The sequence below is a fragment of the Ciceribacter sp. RN22 genome (genome assembly GCF_024054295.1).
In the GTDB taxonomy this organism is placed as follows: domain Bacteria; phylum Pseudomonadota; class Alphaproteobacteria; order Rhizobiales; family Rhizobiaceae; genus Allorhizobium; species Allorhizobium lividum.
On record NZ_JAMXLD010000002.1, the window covers coordinates 345554 to 365169 of the forward strand.

The 19616-nt window shown below is 61.9% G+C and carries 17 protein-coding genes and 1 pseudogene; 5 read left to right on the forward strand and 13 right to left on the reverse strand.

Going from position 1 to position 19616, the window contains the following annotated elements:
* Nucleotides 1–24: 24 nt before the first annotated feature.
* Both minD and minE read left to right on the forward strand, forming a co-directional pair.
* Nucleotides 25–840 (forward strand): septum site-determining protein MinD, encoded by an 816-nt coding sequence (gene minD, locus NHF53_RS16700; RefSeq protein WP_112690328.1) that lies wholly within the window; start codon nucleotides 25–27, stop codon nucleotides 838–840.
* Nucleotides 837–1097, forward strand: a complete 261-nt coding sequence (gene minE / locus NHF53_RS16705) for a cell division topological specificity factor MinE (RefSeq protein WP_252835257.1) — start codon at nucleotides 837–839, stop codon at nucleotides 1095–1097. The genes minD and minE overlap by 4 nt, the downstream gene beginning before the upstream one ends.
* A 56-nt stretch (nucleotides 1098–1153) precedes the next feature.
* Here minE and recQ read toward each other — a convergent pair whose 3' ends face one another.
* Entirely contained in the window at nucleotides 1154–3013 is a 1860-nt protein-coding gene (recQ, locus tag NHF53_RS16710; RefSeq protein ID WP_252835258.1) for a DNA helicase RecQ, read from the reverse strand.
* Nucleotides 3014–3309: 296 nt separating this feature from the next.
* Here recQ and NHF53_RS16715 point away from each other — a divergent pair.
* From NHF53_RS16715 to NHF53_RS16725, 3 genes and pseudogenes are all read left to right on the forward strand, one after another.
* Nucleotides 3310–3710: pseudogene (locus tag NHF53_RS16715) on the forward strand (transposase); the annotation flags it as partial.
* Between the two features lie 222 nt (nucleotides 3711–3932).
* Nucleotides 3933–4175 carry a type II toxin-antitoxin system ParD family antitoxin gene (locus NHF53_RS16720; protein ID WP_114365256.1) on the forward strand — a complete coding sequence of 81 codons (243 nt, stop codon included), beginning with the start codon at nucleotides 3933–3935 and terminating at the stop codon, nucleotides 4173–4175.
* Nucleotides 4172–4459: a type II toxin-antitoxin system RelE/ParE family toxin gene (locus NHF53_RS16725; RefSeq protein WP_252835259.1), complete on the forward strand. Its 288-nt coding sequence runs from the start codon at nucleotides 4172–4174 to the stop codon at nucleotides 4457–4459. The genes NHF53_RS16720 and NHF53_RS16725 overlap by 4 nt, the downstream gene beginning before the upstream one ends.
* Nucleotides 4460–4759: 300 nt before the next feature.
* Here NHF53_RS16725 and NHF53_RS16730 read toward each other — a convergent pair whose 3' ends face one another.
* The 12 genes from NHF53_RS16730 to NHF53_RS16785 all read right to left on the reverse strand — a co-directional run bounded on the left by NHF53_RS16730 (nucleotide 4760) and on the right by NHF53_RS16785 (nucleotide 19592).
* Nucleotides 4760–6652 carry a bifunctional sugar phosphate isomerase/epimerase/4-hydroxyphenylpyruvate dioxygenase family protein gene (locus tag NHF53_RS16730; protein ID WP_252835260.1) on the reverse strand — a complete coding sequence of 631 codons (1893 nt, stop codon included), beginning with the start codon at nucleotides 6650–6652 and terminating at the stop codon, nucleotides 4760–4762.
* Nucleotides 6653–6654: 2 nt separating this feature from the next.
* The gene (locus tag NHF53_RS16735) at nucleotides 6655–7506 is read right to left on the reverse strand and encodes a shikimate dehydrogenase (RefSeq protein ID WP_252835261.1); all 852 of its coding nucleotides are present in this window, start codon (nucleotides 7504–7506) and stop codon (nucleotides 6655–6657) included.
* Between the two features lies 1 nt (nucleotide 7507).
* The gene (locus NHF53_RS16740) at nucleotides 7508–9049 is read right to left on the reverse strand and encodes a tripartite tricarboxylate transporter permease (RefSeq protein WP_252835262.1); all 1542 of its coding nucleotides are present in this window, start codon (nucleotides 9047–9049) and stop codon (nucleotides 7508–7510) included.
* A gap of 5 nt (nucleotides 9050–9054) precedes the next feature.
* Nucleotides 9055–9576, reverse strand: coding sequence for a tripartite tricarboxylate transporter TctB family protein (locus NHF53_RS16745; protein WP_114365251.1), 522 nt, complete (start codon nucleotides 9574–9576; stop codon nucleotides 9055–9057).
* A 75-nt stretch (nucleotides 9577–9651) separates the two neighbouring features.
* Nucleotides 9652–10647 carry a tripartite tricarboxylate transporter substrate binding protein gene (locus NHF53_RS16750; protein WP_252835263.1) on the reverse strand — a complete coding sequence of 332 codons (996 nt, stop codon included), beginning with the start codon at nucleotides 10645–10647 and terminating at the stop codon, nucleotides 9652–9654.
* A gap of 146 nt (nucleotides 10648–10793) precedes the next feature.
* The gene (locus NHF53_RS16755) at nucleotides 10794–11795 is read right to left on the reverse strand and encodes a LysR family transcriptional regulator (RefSeq protein WP_256481282.1); all 1002 of its coding nucleotides are present in this window, start codon (nucleotides 11793–11795) and stop codon (nucleotides 10794–10796) included.
* A gap of 175 nt (nucleotides 11796–11970) precedes the next feature.
* Nucleotides 11971–14052, reverse strand: a complete 2082-nt coding sequence (locus NHF53_RS16760) for a TRAP transporter permease (protein ID WP_252835264.1) — start codon at nucleotides 14050–14052, stop codon at nucleotides 11971–11973.
* A gap of 86 nt (nucleotides 14053–14138) precedes the next feature.
* Nucleotides 14139–15140, reverse strand: a complete 1002-nt coding sequence (locus NHF53_RS16765) for a TAXI family TRAP transporter solute-binding subunit (protein ID WP_252835265.1) — start codon at nucleotides 15138–15140, stop codon at nucleotides 14139–14141.
* A gap of 129 nt (nucleotides 15141–15269) precedes the next feature.
* Nucleotides 15270–16337 (reverse strand): ABC transporter ATP-binding protein, encoded by a 1068-nt coding sequence (locus NHF53_RS16770; protein WP_252835266.1) that lies wholly within the window; start codon nucleotides 16335–16337, stop codon nucleotides 15270–15272.
* 11 nt (nucleotides 16338–16348) lie between these two features.
* The gene (locus NHF53_RS16775; protein WP_114365245.1) at nucleotides 16349–17182 is read right to left on the reverse strand and encodes a carbohydrate ABC transporter permease; all 834 of its coding nucleotides are present in this window, start codon (nucleotides 17180–17182) and stop codon (nucleotides 16349–16351) included.
* Nucleotides 17183–17186: 4 nt separating this feature from the next.
* A complete protein-coding gene (locus NHF53_RS16780) occupies nucleotides 17187–18110 on the reverse strand; it encodes a carbohydrate ABC transporter permease (protein WP_252835267.1) in 924 nt (307 codons plus the stop codon).
* Between the two features lie 219 nt (nucleotides 18111–18329).
* On the reverse strand, nucleotides 18330–19592 hold the full coding sequence (locus NHF53_RS16785) for a sugar ABC transporter substrate-binding protein (protein ID WP_252835268.1): 1263 nt from the start codon (nucleotides 19590–19592) through the stop codon (nucleotides 18330–18332).
* Nucleotides 19593–19616: the final 24 nt, after the last annotated feature.

The following is a 19616-nucleotide window of genomic DNA, read 5'->3' on the forward strand; positions in this document are numbered from 1 at the left end:
ACCGGCCGAAAACAGGAGAGCAAGATGGGGAAGGTAGTCGTCGTCACATCAGGCAAGGGCGGGGTCGGCAAGACCACCTCGACGGCCGCACTGGGCGCTGCGCTCGCACAGCGCAACGAAAAGGTCGTCGTCGTCGATTTCGACGTCGGCCTTCGCAATCTGGATCTCGTCATGGGCGCCGAACGCCGCGTCGTCTACGACCTGATCAACGTCATCCAGGGCGACGCCAAGCTGCCGCAGGCGCTGATCCGCGACAAGCGGCTGGAGACGCTTTACCTGTTGCCCGCCTCTCAGACCCGCGACAAGGACAACCTGACGGCTGAAGGCGTGGAACAGGTCATCGGTGAACTGAAGCGCTATTTCGACTGGGTGATCTGCGACAGCCCGGCCGGCATCGAGCGCGGTGCGACACTTGCCATGCGCCACGCCGACATGGCGGTCGTCGTCACCAATCCGGAAGTCTCCTCCGTGCGCGATTCCGACCGCATCATCGGCCTTCTCGACGCCAAGACGGCCAAGGCCGAACGCGGCGAGCGGATCGAAAAGCACCTCCTGCTCACCCGATATGACGGCGCGCGCGCCCAGCGCGGCGACATGCTGAAGGTGGATGACGTGCTGGAAATCCTCTCGATCCCGCTTCTCGGCATCATCCCCGAGAGCATGGACGTGCTGCGGGCTTCCAACATCGGCGCGCCGGTCACGTTGGCCGACACCCGCAGCGGTGCGGCGCAGGCCTATTTCGCTGCGGCCCGCCGGCTTGCCGGCGAGGTTCTGCCGGTCGAAATTCCAGGCGAAAAGCGCGGCATCCTCGGCAAGATCTTCGCACGGAGGGCTGCATGAGCATCTTCAGTCTGTTCCGCAAGCAGAAGTCGGCGCCGATGGCGCGCGAGCGGCTGCAGGTGCTGCTCGCCCATGAACGCGCCTCGATGGGATCGGATCTGGTCGCCGTGCTGCGCGAGGAAATCCTCGCCGTGATCGCCAGGCACGTGCAGGTCGATGGCGACAAGGTGCAGGTCAAGATGGACCGTGACGAGCACGTCTCCATTCTCGAAATCGAGGTGGAAATCCCGCTCGACGCGGCGCGGTTGGCGGCGTAACCAGAATGACGACGGGGGCGGGCCGGTCGGCCTGCCGGCCGGTGCCGCCCTCCGTATCAGCCACCCGCGATGATGGTCATGAACTTCTCGCCGTAGCGAGCGAATTTTGTCGCTCCGACACCCGAGATCGAGAGCATCTCTTGCTCCGTCTTCGGACGGACGGTCGCGAAGGAAATAAGCGTCGTATCCGGAAACACGACATAAGGCGCGACACCCAGGGACCTGGAGATCGCCAGCCGCTCGGCGCGCAACGCCTGGAAAAGCTTCTCGTCCTCGTCAGCCAATCTGGCTCTCGTCGCCGTCACGACGGGTTTCCCTCGTTCCCTTTTGCGGACGGTGTCAACGGCGTCCCGACGAAGGATCACCGCCACTTCCTTTTTGAAAACACGATGAGCAGCCGGCTCCAGCTTCAGTGCGCCATATTCGTCGTGCGCAACCCGGATGTAGCCGAGAGCGAGGAGTTGTCTGAAAATCGATTGCCAGGCGTGGGCAGGAAGCTCTTTGCCAACGCCGAAGACGGCCAGCTGGTCATGCCCGAACTTCCTTGTCCGTTCCGTGTCCTTTCCAAGAAGGACGTCGATCACGTGTGCGGTCCCGAAGCGTTCTCCTGTGCGATAGACGGCCGCCAACGCCTTGATTGACGATTCGCTGCCATCCCAGGTCTCGACGGGATTGTTACATGTGTCGCAGTTGCCGCACCGGTCAGGCGCCGCTTCGCCGAAATGGGAAAGGATCGCCTTCCGGCGGCACCCGGCGGTCTCGCAGATTCCGAGGAGCGCGCTCAGTTTCGCCCGTTCGATGCGCTTTATCTCGTCTGACGCATCGCCCTCGTCGATCATCCGCTGACGTTGGACGATGTCCTGCATCCCATAGATCATGAAGGCTTCCGAGGGGAGGCCATCACGACCAGCACGTCCGGTTTCCTGGTAATAGCCTTCGACGGAAGAAGGCAGGTCCAGGTGGGCGACGTACCTGACGTTCGGCTTGTTGATGCCCATCCCGAATGCGACGGTTGCGACCAGGCAAAGGTCTTCCTCCATCCGGAACGCGTCCTGGTTCTCCGCCTTGACGGCCGGGTCCATGCCCGCATGGTACGGCCTCGCCTTGATGCCATGGTCATTGAGCCAGGTGGCGGTTTCCTCGACCTTGCGCCGCGAAAGGCAATAGACGATGCCGCTGGAGCCTTCGTGGCGCTGCAGGAAACGAACGAGCTGCGACCTGGCGTTGTCCCGCTCTGCAATGTGGTAGGTAATGTTGGGTCGGTCGAAGCTGTCTCCGAAGACGGCGGCGTCGTCGAGCTGGAGCTGGCGGATGATATCGTCACGTGTGTGGGGGTCGGCCGTGGCCGTGAGGGCAATGCGCGGAACACCGGGATAAAGTTCCTTCAGTTTCCCGAGCCCGAGATAGTCCTTGCGGAAGTTATGGCCCCAGCTGCTGACGCAGTGGCATTCGTCGATCGCAATCAGCGAGATCGGTACGTCTCCGAAGAGGCCGGCGAAGCCGGGAAGGACCACACGCTCCGGGGTGACGTAGATCAGCTTGATCTGCCCGGCGCGGAGCCTCGCCCTGACGGCGCGCGATTCCTCTTCGGACTGCTGGGACCAGAGGCACTCGGCTGCGATCCCAAGTGCCTTCAGTTCTTCGACCTGATCCCTCATCAGCGCCACCAGCGGCGAGATGACGACGGTGACGCCGGGCAGGCAAACGCCGGGAAGCTGGAAACAGAGCGACTTGCCCTTGCCGGTCGGGAAGAGCACGAGTGCGTCCTTCCCTGCCATGACATGGCGGATGACATCTGCCTGCTTTCCACGAAACGCCGGATAGCCCCAGACCCGGCGAAGGACGTCGACAGGATTTTCAGCCGAAACGGCGTCGAAAAGGGTTGTCGTGGCTGAACGTTGGTTCGATGCGTGCATGGCGTGTCGCTTGTCCATCCGGCTTGTTGTCGCCCTTTGGATGCCCCAGGCTCTATCGCGAGGTTGTGGCTGGACGGAACCCGTTGCGGGACGTCTATCACGATTCGCACCGATGCCGCAGTGATCGGGCGGGTCGGCGGGGGGCGGCCTGGGTCGTGTCCGCGCTGATGGTGTAGGAGGCCGCGCGCGGAGCGGTCGGCATAGCGCAGCGCGCAGCCGACAGTGACGCTGGCGGTCATCGCCGATCTTGGAAAAGGTTCGGGTTGCAACACCTGAAACCTGAAACGGAGACGACGATGACCGATGAGAGAATGGCGCTGATCGAGCTGATTGAGAAGCAGGCTGACAGCGACTTCGTCGTGACATGCTGGCCTTTGCCGCCGATCGCATCATGGAGATGGAGGTGGAAGCGCGCACGGGCGCGGCGAAGGGCGCGCGCTCTCCGCTGCGCGAGGTGCAACGGAACGGCTATCGCGATCGGGACTGGGATACGCGCGCCGGAAGGGTCGCGCTGGAGATCCCGAAGCTGCGCAAGGGCAGCTACTTCCCGAGTTTCCTGGAGCCGCGTCGAACGGCCGAGAAGGCCTTGGTGGCGGTGATCCAGGAAGCATATGTCCACGGCGTCTCGACACGCTCGGTCGACGATTTGGTCAAGGCGATGGGTGCGGGCGGCATGTCGAAGAGCCAGGTGAGTCGGCAAGCGGATCCGTCTCATGCCCTTTGCCAAAACGCTCAATGCGTAATCCTGACATCCCCGGCCGTGCGAGCGGCCGGGGATGGTGCCGCGCCAGATGACGCTTGGATTTGATCGGGCCAGACGACTTGGATTCCTGGTCCGCGGTTCTGATCCAATCAAGGCGTTCGAGTCTTTGACAAACTTTGCCAAAATCAGTTATGGTGCCTTCAAATGGAGGTGCCGATGGCCACGATGAATGTATCTCTTCCAGACCCGATGAAGGATTGGGTGGAGGCGCAGGCTAGGACCGGACGATATTCCAATGCCAGCGACTACGTGCGCGACCTGATCCGACGCGACCAGATGCGCAACGACAAGATCGCCGCCATGCAAAGCTTCGTCGATGCCGGGCTCCGAAGTGGTGTTGGCAAACGATCAAAGGACGAGCTCTTTGCTGAGGCGATGACTCGTGCCGGCGAGTCATGAGTTTTAGCCTTTCAGTTGAAGCGGAAGAGGACATTATCGCGATTGCCGAGCAAGGTGTCCGTATGTTCGGAGCAGGCCAAGCAAAGCGCTACCACGATGAACTTTTCGCATTACTTGATCTTATAGCTGCCAATCCACGCATCGCGCGCGAACGGGATGAGATCAATCCGCCCGTTAGAATTCATCCCTTCAAAGCGCATCTCGTTGTCTACCGAATCGAAGACGATGAGACAATTTTTGTAATACGAGTTCGCCACGGGCATGAAGATTGGGCAAGTAATTGAATTTACTGCACCGCACACATGGAGCGGTGGCGATTGGTGTGCCTCAGGTTCGGATCGGTTCAAAGCGCTCACAGTTCCATCATGCCCATAGGCATCTTTGAGATCCCGAACAAGAGTCTGTCTTGAGCGAACAAAACATGACGTTTGCAAAGTCACTGACGCCGGCGTTCCTCAACTGAAATCGTCGAACGCACCACGCTTGCGGCGCAAACGCGTGGGTCCGGGAGGGCCGTGATCTCCGCAGCTCAGTCAGCATGATGAGAGAGCTGATGCCGGCCCGGAGCGTTTGCGAATGGCAAACTAGAAATTTGGCATCCCCGGCGGACGGAGATGGCGTCTGAGCGCCGCAATGCGGAAGATGGCGTTGGCGGCCCCATAGCCCTGATAGCCGCGTCGCTCGACGATCTCGAAGAAGAAGCCTTCCCCGTAGGTCGGCGAATAGAGCTGGAAATACTCGCCCTGCTCGTCACGGTCGTAGAGAATGTTGGCTGCCTTCAGCTTTTCCACCAGCGCAGGCTCCAGGCCGAACCGGGCTTCCACGTCGTCGTAGTAGTTCGGCGAGATGTGAAGCGCCACGAATCCGTTCCGCTTCAGCGCCTCCGCCGTCGCAAAAATATCCTTTGTCTCGAAGGCGAGGTGTTGGATGCCCGAGCCGAAGGTCTCGGCTATGAAATGGCCGGCCAGCGTATTGCGGTTCTCCGCGCCGTTGAGCGTGATACGCAGCGAGCCGGTCGCATTCTCGACCACCTGGCTTCGCACGACGCCGGCCGGATCGATGATATCGACCATCGGCGTTTTCCTCACCTTTAGCTGCGAGGTATAGAAGAGCAGCCAGGACAGCATCTCGTCGTACTTCACCGTCTGGGCGACATGATCGATACGCGTTAGACCCGCATCGTTTCCCGCGCCGCTGCCCGGCAGAGGTTCGAAATCGATTTCCCAGATGCGTCCGAGATCGCCCTTGCGATCGAGGAAATAGATGAGGCCTCCGCCGACCCCGCGAATGGCTGGAATGGCCACTTCGCCCGGCTCCACCGGTTGTTCGAAGGCCTCTGCGCCGAGGGCCACGGCACGGTTCAGCGCTGCCTCGGCGTCGTCCACCATCAGCGCGATCGCGTAGGCATTGGCGCCATGCACCAGATAGGACGCATTGGCGAAACCGCGTTCGTCGCGGTTGAGAATCAGGTTCACCCCGCCCTGCTGGAACAGGGTCACCGCCTTGGACTTGTGCCGTGATGTCGGCCGGAAGCCCAGCACGCTCAGAAGACCTTCCAGCTGTCGCTCGTCATCACCCTCACTGACGGCAAACTCCACGAAGGCAATGTCCTCGACTTCGGCCCTGTCGGGCAAGGCCGGAACGCTCATGGCGACATCGGGTTCGGCACGCTTCACCTGATCCATCAAGTAGATCAGCGAGCGGTGCCCGTCGGCGGAAATCGCGCTCGGCGAACCGCCGCGAAACTGGTCGTTGAAGATCTCCAGCGAAATATAGCCGTCATAGCCCGTGGCGGCGACAGCCCGCATGAAATCGGTCACAGGCAAGTCGCCTTCGCCCGGCATGTTGCGAAAGTGACGTGACCAGTAGAGCAGATCCATCTCGATCTGCGGCGCATCGGCCAATTGCACGATGAAGATGCGGTCACCCGGAATGGAGCGAATGGAGTTGACGTCGATCTTGCGGGCCAGCGTGTGGAAACTGTCGAGGATGAGGCCGATATTCGGGTGGTCGGCCCGGCGTACGATTTCCCAGGCGTCGCGGTGATCGTTGATGTGCCGTCCCCAGGCCAGAGCCTCGTACCCGACACGGAGACCGCGCCGGGCCGCCCGTTCGCCCAGTTCGTGGAAATCGGCCGCTGCCCGATCTATGCCACCCAGCGAGACAGGGGATGTGTTCGAGCAGATCAGCATGAGGTCGGTACCGACTTCCGCCATCAGATCGAATTTCCGTTCCGCCCGGTCGAAGTTGCGACTGCGGAAGGGGTCCGGCATGCCCTCGAAGTCACGAAAGGGCTGGAACAGCGTCACCTCCAGCCCGTGATCACGAACCATACGCCCGACTTCGGCCGGCGAACGGTCGAAGGCCAGGAAGTCGTTCTCGAATATCTCGATTCCGTCAAAACCGGCTCGCGCAATAGCGATCAGTTTTTCCTCGAAATCACCGCTGATCGAAACCGTGGCGATCGACGTCTTCATCGTCAGGCCTCCATCTCCTCGCACCGGCGCAGTTCGCGGCGGAGCTTCGCGGTATCGACCTCGATACCCGTGAAGAGTCGGAACGCGTCCACGCCTTGATGGAAGAACAGTTCATAGCCGCTGACGACCTCGAGACCGGCGCGGCGGCACTCGTTGAGAAACTCGGTATCAACCGGCGTGTAGACCGCGTCGAAGGCCCAGCGCTGCTTTCCGATGATCGATGCAGGGATGGCGCTCCCCGGATAGCCGACCATGCCGAGAGGCGTGCAGTTCACCAGCCCGTCCGCCTCCTCGGCCGCTTCCTCGATGGAGCTTGCCATTCGCACCTCCAGGGAGAGCCCGGCCTGCCCGAGTGCGTCGAGAAGTGGCGTTACACGCTCGGGCGACGTGTCATAGACAACCAGTTCCTGGCATCCCAGCCCGGCCAAGCCGAAGGCCACCGCCTTGCCGACGCCGCCGCCGCCCGCCATCGCGACCTTTCCGGGAGGGGCATTGCCGAACGCAGCGCGAAACGCCGCCATGAAGCCGGTATAGTCGGTGTTGTAGCCAGTCGGCCCGCCCTTGCCGAAGAGTACGGTGTTGCAGGCACCGATCGCGGCGATGGCGCGGTCGGGCACCGTCAGGTAGTTCGTCACCTTTTCCTTGTAGGGGTAGGTGATGTTGATGCCGAGGAAGCCTTCGCCTCGGCAGATCTCGAAGACGGCTTCGAACGAACGGCCCATGTCGGCCGGCACGAGCCGTTCGTAGGTTACCTCGAGGCCACAAAGCCGGCCAGCCAGCTCATGCAGGCGCGGCGATTGCGATCGGGCGATATTGTCTCCGATGAGGCCGAGGCGAACGGCACCACTTGGCATGTCACTTTTCCTTATTACTCAGCTTCGTCCCGGCCGCCGCATCGGCTCGCTTGCCGAACGGTTTCGCGATGTATTTCCAAAGCGGGCTCTGACTGAGAAGGACGAAAACGATGGTCAGCAGCAGCGCGAGCGAGAGCGGGCTCGACACGACACCGAGGAGGAATGACGGAATGCTATCCCGCTCGGAAATGATTGCGCGGCGCCAGTTATCGTCCATCAGGCGGCTCAGGATGATGCCGAGCACGACCGGTCCGACCTGGTAACCGTAGAGCTTCAGCAGGTAGCCGAAGACACCAAAGCCGAGCATCCACCAGACATCTGCGATGGCGTTGTTGATGGAGAAGGCACCGACTACGCTAAGCAGGAGAATAAGCGGGAACAGGATGGCTTTCGGGCATTCGACGATGCGGGTGAAGATCTTGATACCCGTCAGCCCGAAAATGAGCATGAAGATGTTGGCGAGCACCAGGTTGCCGACCGTGAACCAGAACATGTCCGGCTTCTCGATCATCAGCAGCGGGCCGGGGTTCAGACCATGAATGAACAGCGCGCCGATGATGATGGCGGTGACCGCGTCGCCGGGAATACCGAGTGTCAGCATCGGAATGTAGGCGCCGCCAACGGCCGCGTTGTTGGCTGATTCGGGTCCGACCAGACCTTCCTTGGCACCTTGACCGAAGGGAACTTCCGGATTCTTTGTAACGCGCTTGGCATGGTCATAGGCCATCAGCGCCGCGATATCGCCTCCGGTCCCCGGAAGTGCGCCGATGATGACGCCGATGGCGGAGGTCTGGAGGCTGAGCGGCAGGTACTTCTTCACGTCGGACCAGGACGGAACGATTTTGTCGACCTTCTGCTTGACCGCTTCGGCATGGAGATTGTGGAGCTGCAGCAACGCCTCGGACACGCCGAACAGGCCGATCATGAGTGCGATCGGAGAGATGCCGTTCATCAGCTGCACGGAGCCGAACGTGAAGCGCTGCTCGGCCGTCATCGGGTCGAGGCCGACCGTACCGAGAAGCATGCCCAGCGCGCCCGCAAAGATGCCCTTGGCCATGCTCTCGCCGGACAGCGAGCCGACCAGCAGAATACCCATGACTGCGAGCAGCATATAGTCGCGCGGCTGGAACTTGATCGCGAATTCGCTGACGACGGGGGCGGCGAAGGCAAGTACGATGATGCCGACGAAGCCGCCAAAAAAGGACATGACGGTTGAAAGGCCGATTGCCTCACCCGCTTCACCTTTCTTGGCGAGGGGATAACCGTCGAGCGCGGTGGCGATCGCCGCCGGGGCGCCTGGGATATTCAGAAGGATGGCGGTGCGCGAGCCGCCGTATACGCCGCCCATGAAGATGCCGTTCATCAGGGCGAGCGCTGGGTTGACCTCCCAGCTGAAGGTGAATGAGATCAGGATCGACACCGCCATGGTAACAGAAAGACCCGGGATGGCGCCGATGTAGATGCCGGCGAAGGTGCCGATGGCGGTTAACAGCAGGAGGTTCGGCTGAAGCCAGGAGGAAAAGAGGTAGGAGAGTGCTTCCATGATCCTCAATTGCCTCCGACGAACAGACTGCCGATGGCGGCCATGATGCTGCGTTCGGGTATGATCCCCTCAGGCAAGACGACCTGGAAGATCAGGCGGAACACGATGTATACGCTGACGATGGATATGACCGAGAGCAGCAGCGCCCGCCTGAACTGCCCCGCCTGCAGGAACCAGGAGGAGACCAGCAGGAAGGTGAAGGAGGCGAGCACGAAGCCGAGTGGCTGCAGGAGCAGCGAATAGCCCAGGATCAGCAGCGCGAACGCGACGACGGTAGGCGGCAGAACCTCTTTGACGAAGAGCTGCATTCCACCCGATGGCGACGGCAGCCGCAAGGAGCGCAGCAACGAGATCATGGTCGTTACGACCATGATGGCCGCCATCGCCATCGGAAAGGCACCTGCGGAACTCAATGACGAAAAGCCGGAAATTTCGTAGGCTTGCCAGAGCATGAAAAGGCTGAAGATCAGCAGCATGGCGCCGAAGGCGATCTCGCCGGGGCGCCGTGTATTGGCGTTCGGTTGCATGAATATTCCTCCCATCACCCCAAGGGGTGAGCACGCTGACCGGCCCGCATCACGGGCCGGTTCGTGGTTCGACGATCAGGGTCTCGGAATGCCGAACTCTTCCGGCGACTTCTTCGACATGCCGGCGTCATGCACGACCCAGGCGGTGGTCGACTGCCACTTCTTCAGGAAGTCGTCGGCCTCGCCGCCCGAAATGTTCATAGAGACATAGCCGCGGTCCGAGATCAGCTTCTGGAACTCGGGTGCATTCGCGCCGGCCTTGAAGGCTTCGACCAGCTTTGCCTTGATGTCGTCGGGGGTGTCACGCTTGACGAAGACGCCGAAGAACGGACCCCACGGCATGAACTTCTTGAATTCCGGATAATCGGCGACGATCGGTTTGGCGTCCGGCAGGACGGGGCTTGCCTCGCTGTCGAAGATACCGAGAATTTTGATGCGGCCAGCCTTCACGTGCTCGACGGCGGCGCCAAGGACGGCCGGCATGAAGTCGACGGCACCACCCTGCATGGCAGTCAAAGCCGGGCCATCGCCGTCGAACGGAACAGCGGTGACCTTGAAATCGATCTGCGAGGACAGCATGCCTCCCACGACCGAGGGCAGGCCGCCCGGACCGGTCGAACCCATCTTGACCTGCCCCGGATTGGCCTGAACGTAATCGACCAGTTCCTTGATGGTGTTGAACGGTGCGTCGTTGTTGGCGACCAGCACCGGTATGCCGCGCGCCAGAACGTTGACCGGATAGAAGTCCGCGTAGTCGAGCTGGGACAGGCCCATGACCTTGTAGAGTTGCGGATTTTCAGCACTCATAAGCAGCGTATAGCCGTCCGACGGTTGCGTCGAGACGAACTGGGTGGCGATCACACCGACGCCGCCCGTCTTGTTGGACAGGACGATGCTGCGGCCCAGCACCTTCTCCGCGTGCGGAGCAACCGAACGCATGACGAGGTCGGTACTGCCGCCTGCACCCCACTGAATAATGCCCTGGATGTCCTGTTCCGGATAATCGCCAGCGGCTGCACCGCCGGCAAGAAGTACGAGAGCGGCCATCGCTCCCTGTATGCGCCTCAACATTTTTGCTCCTCCCTCAAAGGTTTTGCTTTGTTCTCCGTAGTAACCGGCGGATCCTCTTTCCGCTCGGCCGCAGTCGTCAGTGACGTCGTAAACGCCTAATGATTGTCAAGTTTTGATCCATAACGCAAATACTCTTTATTGCAGCATCAGTACCATTTTGTTATGGACTTGCGTGACATCTGCGCCCGATGGATGAGTTCGTCCATTTCACGGCGCAGGATCGCCACGAACCGTTCTGCGTAGCTGGAAAGGTCGGCATCCGCGCGATAAGCGACGTAGGTCTGGAAGACGGTATCCTCGCTGATCGGAATAATCGCGATCCCTTGGTTTTCCATGTCGCCCACCGTGAAAGCGTCTATGACCGCGACTCCCAGGTTGCGTTTGACCAATGCGCAAACGGTGGTGCCGAACCGGGCCCGGATCGGGATGTCGTATCGCAGTCCTTCGCGCTCGAATATCCCCGCCATGATCGCGCCATAGGGGTCGCGCGGGTCAATTCCGATCAGTGGGTATTCGGCGATCTCTCGCGCCGACACCATGGAGCGGCTGGCCAGCGGATGCTCCTTGGCTGTGATGCAGACCAGATGCCCCTTCGACAGCGGCTCAAAGGTGATCGAGGGGTGAGACAGCTTGTAGCTCATGGCGACCACTTCGCCCTTGCCGAGCAACAGATAATCGATGGCCTCCTCGATCTTGAGAATATCGAAATTGACCTTGATGTCGGGGCAGAAGCGCATGAGTTTCGCAACCGCCTCGGGCGCCATGACGGTGGCGATGCTAGGCACCGAACCGATTGCGAGTTCAACGCCCAATCCACGCTCCAGCCGCCCGATCGAGTACTGGAGGTCGTCCACCTTGCGATGCACTTCCTGCAATTGCGCGAAGATATCGCGTGCTTCGTCGGTCGGGACGTGGCGTCCGGCCTTCTTGACGAAGAGCTTGATGCCGAGCGAGCCTTCGATGTGTTTCATCGTCCGGCTGACGCCGGGCTGGGCAACGTTCATCAGGCGCGCAGCACCTGCGATTGTGCCGGCGATCATGACTGCGCGTATGACTTCGATCTGACGCAAGGTGAGCCCGGCTCTGACACCGGTTCGCGCGTCCGTTTCCGCTCGTGAGCGGATGGCGCCGCCGCTGCTATCCTTCATTGTTCCCCCCGACATGCGACACACAGAGCACGGTTCATCCGTGCAAACTCAAGGCATCTGCAATGAGAACATTATTTCGCGTGTATGTGCAAAGTCAGATCCGGTCGGCCCCAACGGCAAACGCATTTTGCGGCACCCTCGGTAAACGCACTGAAATCGCTGCAAGGAAAGCCGCCTACCTTAAGGGAGCGCGGCGCTTACCGAGCAACTGCCGGGCGGCGACGGGTGCGACGAGCAGCATTCCGATTACGGTCGCCGTCAGGTCGGGTGCCACAAGCAGGATCGCCGAAAAGACGAGGGCAATCCGCTCGAACCAGTAGAGCGGGGCGAAGAGCCAGTTGGAGACCGCAGCCGCAAGCACGACGATGCCGAGGACGGTGCCGCCGAAGGCGAGGAAAAAATTCGCCCATGTGAAGCCGTCGGTCACTAGCAGCAGGGCTGGCTGGAAGGCGAAGACGAAGGGAACGAGGGCCTTGCCCATGCTGAGCCGGAAAGCGGTGTTACCCGCCTTGAACGCGTTGGCCCCCGCAATCCCGGCGCCCGCATAGGCGGCCATGGCGACGGGCGGGGTCACGTCCGCAAGCACTCCGTAGTAGAAGACGAAGAAATGTGCGACCAGTTGCTGAACGCCGAGGAGGCTGAGGATCGGGGCGGCGACAGCGACCATGATGATGTAGTTGGCTGTCGTCGGAATGCCGCAACCCATGAGGATGCAGACGACCGCCGTCAGGATGAGCGTGAAGAGCAGCGTCAGGGTAGGGACCGTCATCATTTCGAAGGGCAGGAAGCCGAGTGTCGCGTGCACCGAGCCGGCCCAGTCCTGGGCGATGCTGGTCACCATGTAAGCAATTTTGAAGCCGACGCCGGTCAGGGTCACCACGCCAATTACCACCCCGACGAGGGCTGCCGCTGCGGTAACGGAGAGCGACTGCCGCGCGCCCAGGATGAAACCCTCCCAAAGGCCGCGGGCTGTCCCATGCAGACCGTTCATCACGCCGTGCACTCGCACCTGCTGGACGATCAGCACCCCGACGCAGGCGGTGATCGACCAGAACGCAGCCGCAAACGGTGTGCGGCCGGACAACAGAACCGCAATCAGGATGACGAGCGGCACCACTGTCAGCCAACCCTCCTTCAGGACCTTCCAGGCATTCGGCAGTTCGGCGGCGGAAAGGCCCCTGAGACCGAGCCGCCGTGCTTCAAGGTGTACCTGCACCAGCACGCCGAAGAAGTGCATGAAGGCGGGAACGAGGGCTGCCGTCAGGATCGTCGTCAGCGGCAGGCCGAGATATTCGATCATCAGGAACGCGACGGCTCCCATGACCGGCGGCGTGATCTGACCACCGGTCGAGGCGGCGGCCTCGACGGCGGCCGCGAAATGACGCGGATAGCCGATCCGGATCATGGCCGGGATCGTGAGAGCACCGGTCGTGACTGTGTTGGCGATGGACGATCCGGAGATCGACCCGAGCAGCGCGGACGAAACGACCGATACCTTGGCCGGCCCGCCGGCATAGCGGCCGGCAAGCGCCGAGGCCACGTCGATGAAGAGCTGCCCGAGGCCAATTCGCGTTGCCATCACCCCGAACAGGACGAAATGGAAGACATAGGTCGCGATCACGCCGAGCGCCGTCCCGTAAATGCCCTGCGACGTGAGATAGAGATGATTGACGATGTTCGACCAGCTTGCGCCCGGATGCACCAGGATGCCGGGCATCGACTTGCCGAAGTAGGCGTAGGCGATGAAGAGTATCGCGATCACCGGCAGCGGCCAGCCCATCGATCGACGAACCGCCTCAAGCAGCACGACGATCAGGATCGTACCCATGGCGACGTCGATGGGCAGCGGATTGCCGACTCGGAACGCCAGTTCGCTGTATATCCAGGGAACATAAAGGGCCGCCAGAAGTCCCGCGACGCCAAGGATCCAGTCCGCCACCGGGAGCCCGAACGGCGCCGTGACGCTCGGCCTGACCTCCTTCTTTCCGAAAGCCGAGAAACTCAGAAAGACAACGAGCAGCGTGACGCCGAGGTGCAGGCCGCGATGAACCGTCGCCTGCGGTATGCCGAAACCCGCGGTGTAGTAATGATAGCAGGAGAGCAGAAACAGGATCGTGGCGGCGATGATCGTCAGCGGCCATGCGAGCACACGGAAGCGAAGCTCCGGATCGTAAGTCTCTTCGATCGCCTGCAACTCGTCCGGTGTCAGATGCCGCACATCGTCCGTCGCGTCTGGTCTGTCCGTGTTTGCGGTCATGGCGGCTGTCTCCTCGGAAACCGCGGGCCGCGCATGGACTGCGCGGCCCGGTCGCATTGCTGTACTGAAGATACCAGGTTCGTGCCTTACTTCAGGAGCCCGGCTTCCTTGTAGAACCTCTCCGCGCCCGGATGCAGCGGAATGCCGACGCCCTTGAGGGCATTCTCCTTGACGATGGCCTTGCCCTTGGCATGTCCGGCGTCGAGCTGCTTGCGCGTATTGTCGTTCCAGAGTGCCTTGGTGATGCCGTAGACCAGGTCTTCCGGCTGATCGGCGCTGGTGATCCATTGCGCGCCGACGGCAAGGGTCTTCACGTCGTCCGGGTTGCCTTCATAGGTTCCGCCCGGCACAGTGTCGCCTCCAAAGAAGGTGTACTTCTCACAGATGATCGGCGCCTCATCGCAGGAGATTGGCACCAGCTTCACATCATGCTGGCTCGCGAGTTCGGCGATCGCCCCCGCCGGATAGCCGCCCACGAAGAAGAAGGCGTCCATAGCGCCGTCGCGCATGCGGTCCGCTGCCTGGTCCGGCTTCAGGAACTCGGCCGAGATATCCGATTCGGACAGGCCGTAGCCTTCGAGAATGAGGCGGGCGTCGACGAGCGTGCCGGAGCCCGGCTCATCGAGCGAGACGCGCTTTCCCTTGAGATCGGCCACGCTCTTGATGCCCGAACCGGCGCTCGCGATGAGGTGAATGCTTTCCGGATAGAGATCGGCGATTGCCCGGAGCTTCTCGACCGGGGGCTTGCCTTCCCAGATGCCCGTGCCGCTGTAGGCCCAGGTGGCGACGTCCGACTGGGCGAATCCGGACTCCAGAGAGCCGCCGGCGATCGCATTGATGTTGGCGACGGAGCCGTTCGACGAGAGCGCCGACGCAACGAGGCCCGGAACGCCGCAGGCGCCACCCTCCTCGCACGAGCGCGAACCGGGCGGGCTTGAGATGGCGTTCGCCAGCAGCCCGCCGATCGGATAGTAGGTGCCGGCGGTGCCGCCCGTGCCGATACGGAAGAAGGCCATCTGCTGTGATGCGGCCGTTGCGGCGAGACCCAGCGCCAGGACGGCGCCTGCGAGAATATTGACGTGTTTCATGGTCGTTTCTTCCCTCCTTCAATCGTTGCAGTCGCTTGCGCGAGCTTAGGGGGGCTTGGACGTTGGTGCAAGGCAGAGTTGCTTCGCGATAGACACTCTCGCGCCGATCGGCTTCGGCAGGCAGGGCACCTAGTCCGCCCGATTGCCACCGGCATCGAAGACGTGCAGGCGATCTTTCGGGAAGTCGGCGCGGACCCTCGACCCGGCACCGAGAACCGAGCGGTCGGTCGTGAAGATCTTGAACGGCAGGCCATGCAGCGAGAGGTGCATGATGATGCCGAAGCCGGTCGGCTCGACCAGTTCGAGCTCGGCCTCGATGGCGCCGGTCGGGGAGATGACGACGTGCTCGGGGCGAATGCCGAGGGTCACTTCGGTGCCGGTTTCGAGGCTGCCTCTCGGCTCGACGACAACGGGAGATCCGTCGGCAAGGATGACGGTCGCGGTGTCGCCGGCGCTCATGTAGCGTCCCTTCATGAAGTTCATCCCCGGGGAACCGATGAACCCGGCAACGAAGAGATTGGCCGGACGATCGTAGAGATCGAGGGGGGAGCCCACCTGCTGGACAGTGCCGCCATGCATGGCGACGATGCGGTCGGCAAGTGTCATGGCCTCGATCTGGTCGTGGGTCACGTAGATCGAGGTGGCGCCGAGTTCGCCGTGCAGCTTCTTGATTTCGGCGCGCATCTGTTCGCGCAGACGTGCGTCGAGGTTGGAGAGCGGTTCGTCGAACAGGAAGGCCTTCGGCTGGCGAACGATCGCCCGCCCCATGGCGACGCGCTGGCGCTGTCCGCCCGAGAGCGCCTTCGGGCGGCGCGCGAGCAGGGGATCGAGACCGAGCTTGGTGGCAGCGTCCGCGACGACGCGCGTGATCTTTTCCTTTGCCGTCTTCCGCAGCCTCAGACTGTAGCTCATGTTCTCGGCGACCGACATGTGGGGATAGAGCGCATAGGACTGGAACACCATCGCGATGTCCCGGTCCTTCGGCGCCAGCTCGTTCACCCGCCTGTCCGCGATGCGGATTTCCCCCGACGTTACCTCTTCCAGCCCGGCAATCATGCGCAGAAGCGTGGACTTGCCGCAGCCGGAGGGACCGACGAGAACGATGAATTCGCCATTCCGGATCGAGAGGTCCACACCGTGCAGAACGGGGAAGTGGCCGTAACTCTTCCGGACGCCGGATATATCGATGGAAGCCATGGGTAACCCTTTCAGCCTTTGACCGCGCCGGCCGTCAGGCCCTGCACGAGATAGCGCTGGATGAGGAGGAAGAAGAGGCAGGCCGGGATGAGAGCGAGCACGCCCGCCGCCATCATCTGCCCGAAGTCGACGGAGAATTTGGATACGAAGGACAGAAGTCCGACCGGGAACGTCGCCGCGTCGTTGCCGGAGATCAGCATCAGGGCGAAGAGCAGCTCACTCCAGGCGGCGGTGAAGACGAAGCCGAGCGTCGCCGCGATGCCGGGCAGCGTCAGCGGCAGGATGATCTGCCGGAAGGCGACGAACTGGGTGGCGCCGTCGATCATCGCGGCTTCCTCCAGGTCCTTCGGGATCCCGTCGAAGAAAGACTGCATCAGGAAGGTCGCGAAGGGGACGTTGAACGCGGAGTAGACGATGACGAGACCGGTGAGGCTGTTGGTCAGCCCGAGCGGCGAGAGTATCCTGAAAATCGGCGCGACCAGCATGACCAGCGGGAACATCTGGGTGAGCAGCATCAGCGCGACGATCCAGTACTTTGCCCGGAAGGAAAAGCGCGACAGCGCATAGCCGGAGAGGGAGGCGAGCACGGTGACGACGAGCGCGGTAGCGCCGGAAACGATCAGGCTGTTCTTGAAGAAGGTCGGGAAGGCGCTGTGGGCGATGACGAAGGTGAAGTGTTCGAGAGTCATCTCGGAGGGCCACATGCGCACGCCCTCACTGTAGAGCAGCCTGTTCGGCGTGACCGATACTTTCAAAAGCCAGAACAGCGGAAAGAGCGCGACGGCGACATAACAGAGGATCGCGAGACGATGGGCGACGGTGAGGAGAATGCGGGATGGCCTCATGGTCTCAGCCCTTGTTCAGAAGCGACTGGCGAAGCAGCACGATCAGCATGGAATAGGCAAGCAGCAGCACGAGCAGCACCAGCGCGATCGCCGAGGCATAACCGAAATCGAGCCGCTTGAAGGCCTGGGTGAAGATGTAGGAGGCGACGATCTGCGTCCGGTCGGCAGGCCCGCCATTGGTCATGACGATGATGAGGTCGGCGAAGTTCGAGACCCAGACGGTGCGCAGCAGGACCGTGATTGCGATGGTCGGCGCGAGGAAGGGCAGTGTGATCGACAGAAAGCGCTGGACGGGGCCGGCGCCGTCGATGGCGGCGGCCTCGTAGAGGTCGCGCGGGATCGCCTGAAGAGCGGCAAGAAGCGTGATGGCAAAGAAGGGTATGCCCCACCAGACATTGGCGGCGATCGGTCCCCACATGGCAAGCTCGGGATCGGCGAGGATGTTGTTCGGTTCGCCGAGAACGCCGAGCGCATAAAGCCAGTGGGGCAGGGGGCCGATCACCGGATTGAACAGCCACGCCCAGTTGAGGCCAGCGAGAAAGCTCGGTACGGCCCAGGGCAGGAAGACGAGCGCCTGCGCCAGCCCTCGGCCGTAGAAGGGCTTGTCGAGGAGGAGGGCGAGGATCAGGCCGAATATGAATTGCAGGGCGACGGATGCGCCCGTCCACCAGAGCGTGTTCTTCAGCGCCCGGTAGAAATCCTGGTCCCGGCCGAGCGCGCGGAAATGATCAAGGCCGATAAAGCCGCCCGAAAACGGGTTGAGCAGCTGGATGTCGCGGAAGGCGTAGGAAATGCCGAGCGCCAGCGGCACCAGCATGACGGCGACGATCAGGACGAGCGCCGGTGCGCTATAGAGATAGGGTTCCGACGCATCGGCCAATCGCTTCATCAGCGATCTCCGGTCATCGGCGCGGGCAGGCGAGGTCATCGGCGGCGTTCCGTTCGGGGTAGCTGGTCACAGGGAACAGGCAAAGCCCTGCCTGATCGCTTCTTCTTGGTGTTTATTCATCTCGGGAGACGGAGCAGGAGAATTCCCCCTCTGCCTGCCAGGCCATGACCTCCACCCGGCCATCGGGACGCGACGGTCCCGTGACCAAAGCCCCTCCCCCTTGTGGGGAGGGGTTGGGGAGAGGAGGCTGTTCAGCCACTACTTCGACTTCGCCAGATATTTCTGCTGGGCCTTTGTCAGGTAGTCGGCCCACTGGTCCGCCAGTTCCTGCGGGGTGATGTCGCCGAGGAGCGCCTGCTGCGAGGTCTTGATCACCAGCGAGTCCTTGAAGAAGGCGAACTCTTCCAGATGCGTCGGCATGACGGTCGGGACCGCGTCCTTGTCAGAGAGTTCCTCGAACCATCCCTTGAACTGCGGGCTCGAATAGAAGGGGTCGTTTTCAGCGGACTTCAGCGCCGGCAGAGCGCCGGTCCGCTTGTTCCACTCGATGTTGCCTTCCTTGCCTTCGAGTGTGGCGATCAGTTTCCAGGCGAGGTCCTTGTTTTCGCTCGCCGACATCATCGACCAGCCGGCATAGCCGATGGTCGGGAAAGTCTTGCCGTCCGGTCCCTTCGGCATCGTCATGACGCCGTAGTCGTCGGCATTCATGTGCTGGGCGATCGCAATGAGGGCATCCGGATCCTGGTCGAGGAAGGCGCAGGTGCCGCTGTAGAAGCCGGCGACGATCTCGTTGAAGCCCCAGTTGACGCTGTCCTTCGGCGCGTAGCCGTTCTTGTAGAGGTCGATGAGCCAGGTGAGGCCCTTGACCCAGCCTTCGGAATTGAAGGTCGAGGTGCCGTCCTCGGTGAAGAAGGCGTTGTTGCCGGCCATGGAGGCGCCGAACATCACCCAGCCGTTCAAGCCGCCCGGACCGCCGCGAAGGCAGTAACCGTACTTGCCGGGAAGGCCAGAGACCTTCTTCGCAGCGTCGGCGAACTCGTCCATGGTCTTCGGCGGTTCGGAGACGCCGGCCTCGGAGAGCAGCTTCTTGTTGTAGAACATGGCGCGCAGATAGAAGCCGTAGGGCAGCATGTAGGCCGCGTCGTTGACGTCACGACCGAGTTCCAGGGCCCGGTCCGAGAGGTCTGCGGTCTGGTTCCATTCCTTCAGATAGGGCTCGAGGCTCTCGATCATGCCGTTATTGGCGTAGAGCGAGAGCCAGGTGTCCGGCATTTCCATGACGTCCGGGATTTCGCCGGCCGAGACCATGGTGGCGAACTTCTGGAAGGCCTCGCCCCAGGGCAGCGAGATGATCTCGACCTTGGTGCCGGGATTGTCGGCCTCGAACGTCGAAACGATAGATTTCAAGGTGTCGGTGCGCTCGGGGCTCGTGATGACTTCCACGAGCTTCAGCGTCGTGTCGGCGAACGCCGTTCCCGCCATCAGGGCGCTCATCAGGGCAGCAGTCAGAAGTGTCTTCATGGTCATTCCCCCTCTTGTTCTTGG

Coding starts and splice junctions, on each gene's coding strand:
- NHF53_RS16765 (WP_252835265.1), bottom strand. CDS start 15,140: ATGAAACACGTCAATATTCTCGCAGGCGCCGTCCTGGCGCTGGGTCTC.
- NHF53_RS16770 (WP_252835266.1), bottom strand. CDS start 16,337: ATGGCTTCCATCGATATATCCGGCGTCCGGAAGAGTTACGGCCACTTC.
- NHF53_RS16740 (WP_252835262.1), bottom strand. CDS start 9,049: ATGGAAGCACTCTCCTACCTCTTTTCCTCCTGGCTTCAGCCGAACCTC.
- minD (WP_112690328.1), top strand. CDS start 25: ATGGGGAAGGTAGTCGTCGTCACATCAGGCAAGGGCGGGGTCGGCAAG.
- NHF53_RS16735 (WP_252835261.1), bottom strand. CDS start 7,506: ATGCCAAGTGGTGCCGTTCGCCTCGGCCTCATCGGAGACAATATCGCC.
- NHF53_RS16725 (WP_252835259.1), top strand. CDS start 4,172: ATGAGTTTTAGCCTTTCAGTTGAAGCGGAAGAGGACATTATCGCGATT.
- NHF53_RS16760 (WP_252835264.1), bottom strand. CDS start 14,052: ATGACCGCAAACACGGACAGACCAGACGCGACGGACGATGTGCGGCAT.
- NHF53_RS16775 (WP_114365245.1), bottom strand. CDS start 17,182: ATGAGGCCATCCCGCATTCTCCTCACCGTCGCCCATCGTCTCGCGATC.
- NHF53_RS16750 (WP_252835263.1), bottom strand. CDS start 10,647: ATGTTGAGGCGCATACAGGGAGCGATGGCCGCTCTCGTACTTCTTGCC.
- NHF53_RS16755 (WP_256481282.1), bottom strand. CDS start 11,795: ATGAAGGATAGCAGCGGCGGCGCCATCCGCTCACGAGCGGAAACGGAC.
- NHF53_RS16785 (WP_252835268.1), bottom strand. CDS start 19,592: ATGAAGACACTTCTGACTGCTGCCCTGATGAGCGCCCTGATGGCGGGA.
- NHF53_RS16745 (WP_114365251.1), bottom strand. CDS start 9,576: ATGCAACCGAACGCCAATACACGGCGCCCCGGCGAGATCGCCTTCGGC.
- recQ (WP_252835258.1), bottom strand. CDS start 3,013: ATGCACGCATCGAACCAACGTTCAGCCACGACAACCCTTTTCGACGCC.
- minE (WP_252835257.1), top strand. CDS start 837: ATGAGCATCTTCAGTCTGTTCCGCAAGCAGAAGTCGGCGCCGATGGCG.
- NHF53_RS16720 (WP_114365256.1), top strand. CDS start 3,933: ATGGCCACGATGAATGTATCTCTTCCAGACCCGATGAAGGATTGGGTG.
- NHF53_RS16780 (WP_252835267.1), bottom strand. CDS start 18,110: ATGACCTCGCCTGCCCGCGCCGATGACCGGAGATCGCTGATGAAGCGA.
- NHF53_RS16730 (WP_252835260.1), bottom strand. CDS start 6,652: ATGAAGACGTCGATCGCCACGGTTTCGATCAGCGGTGATTTCGAGGAA.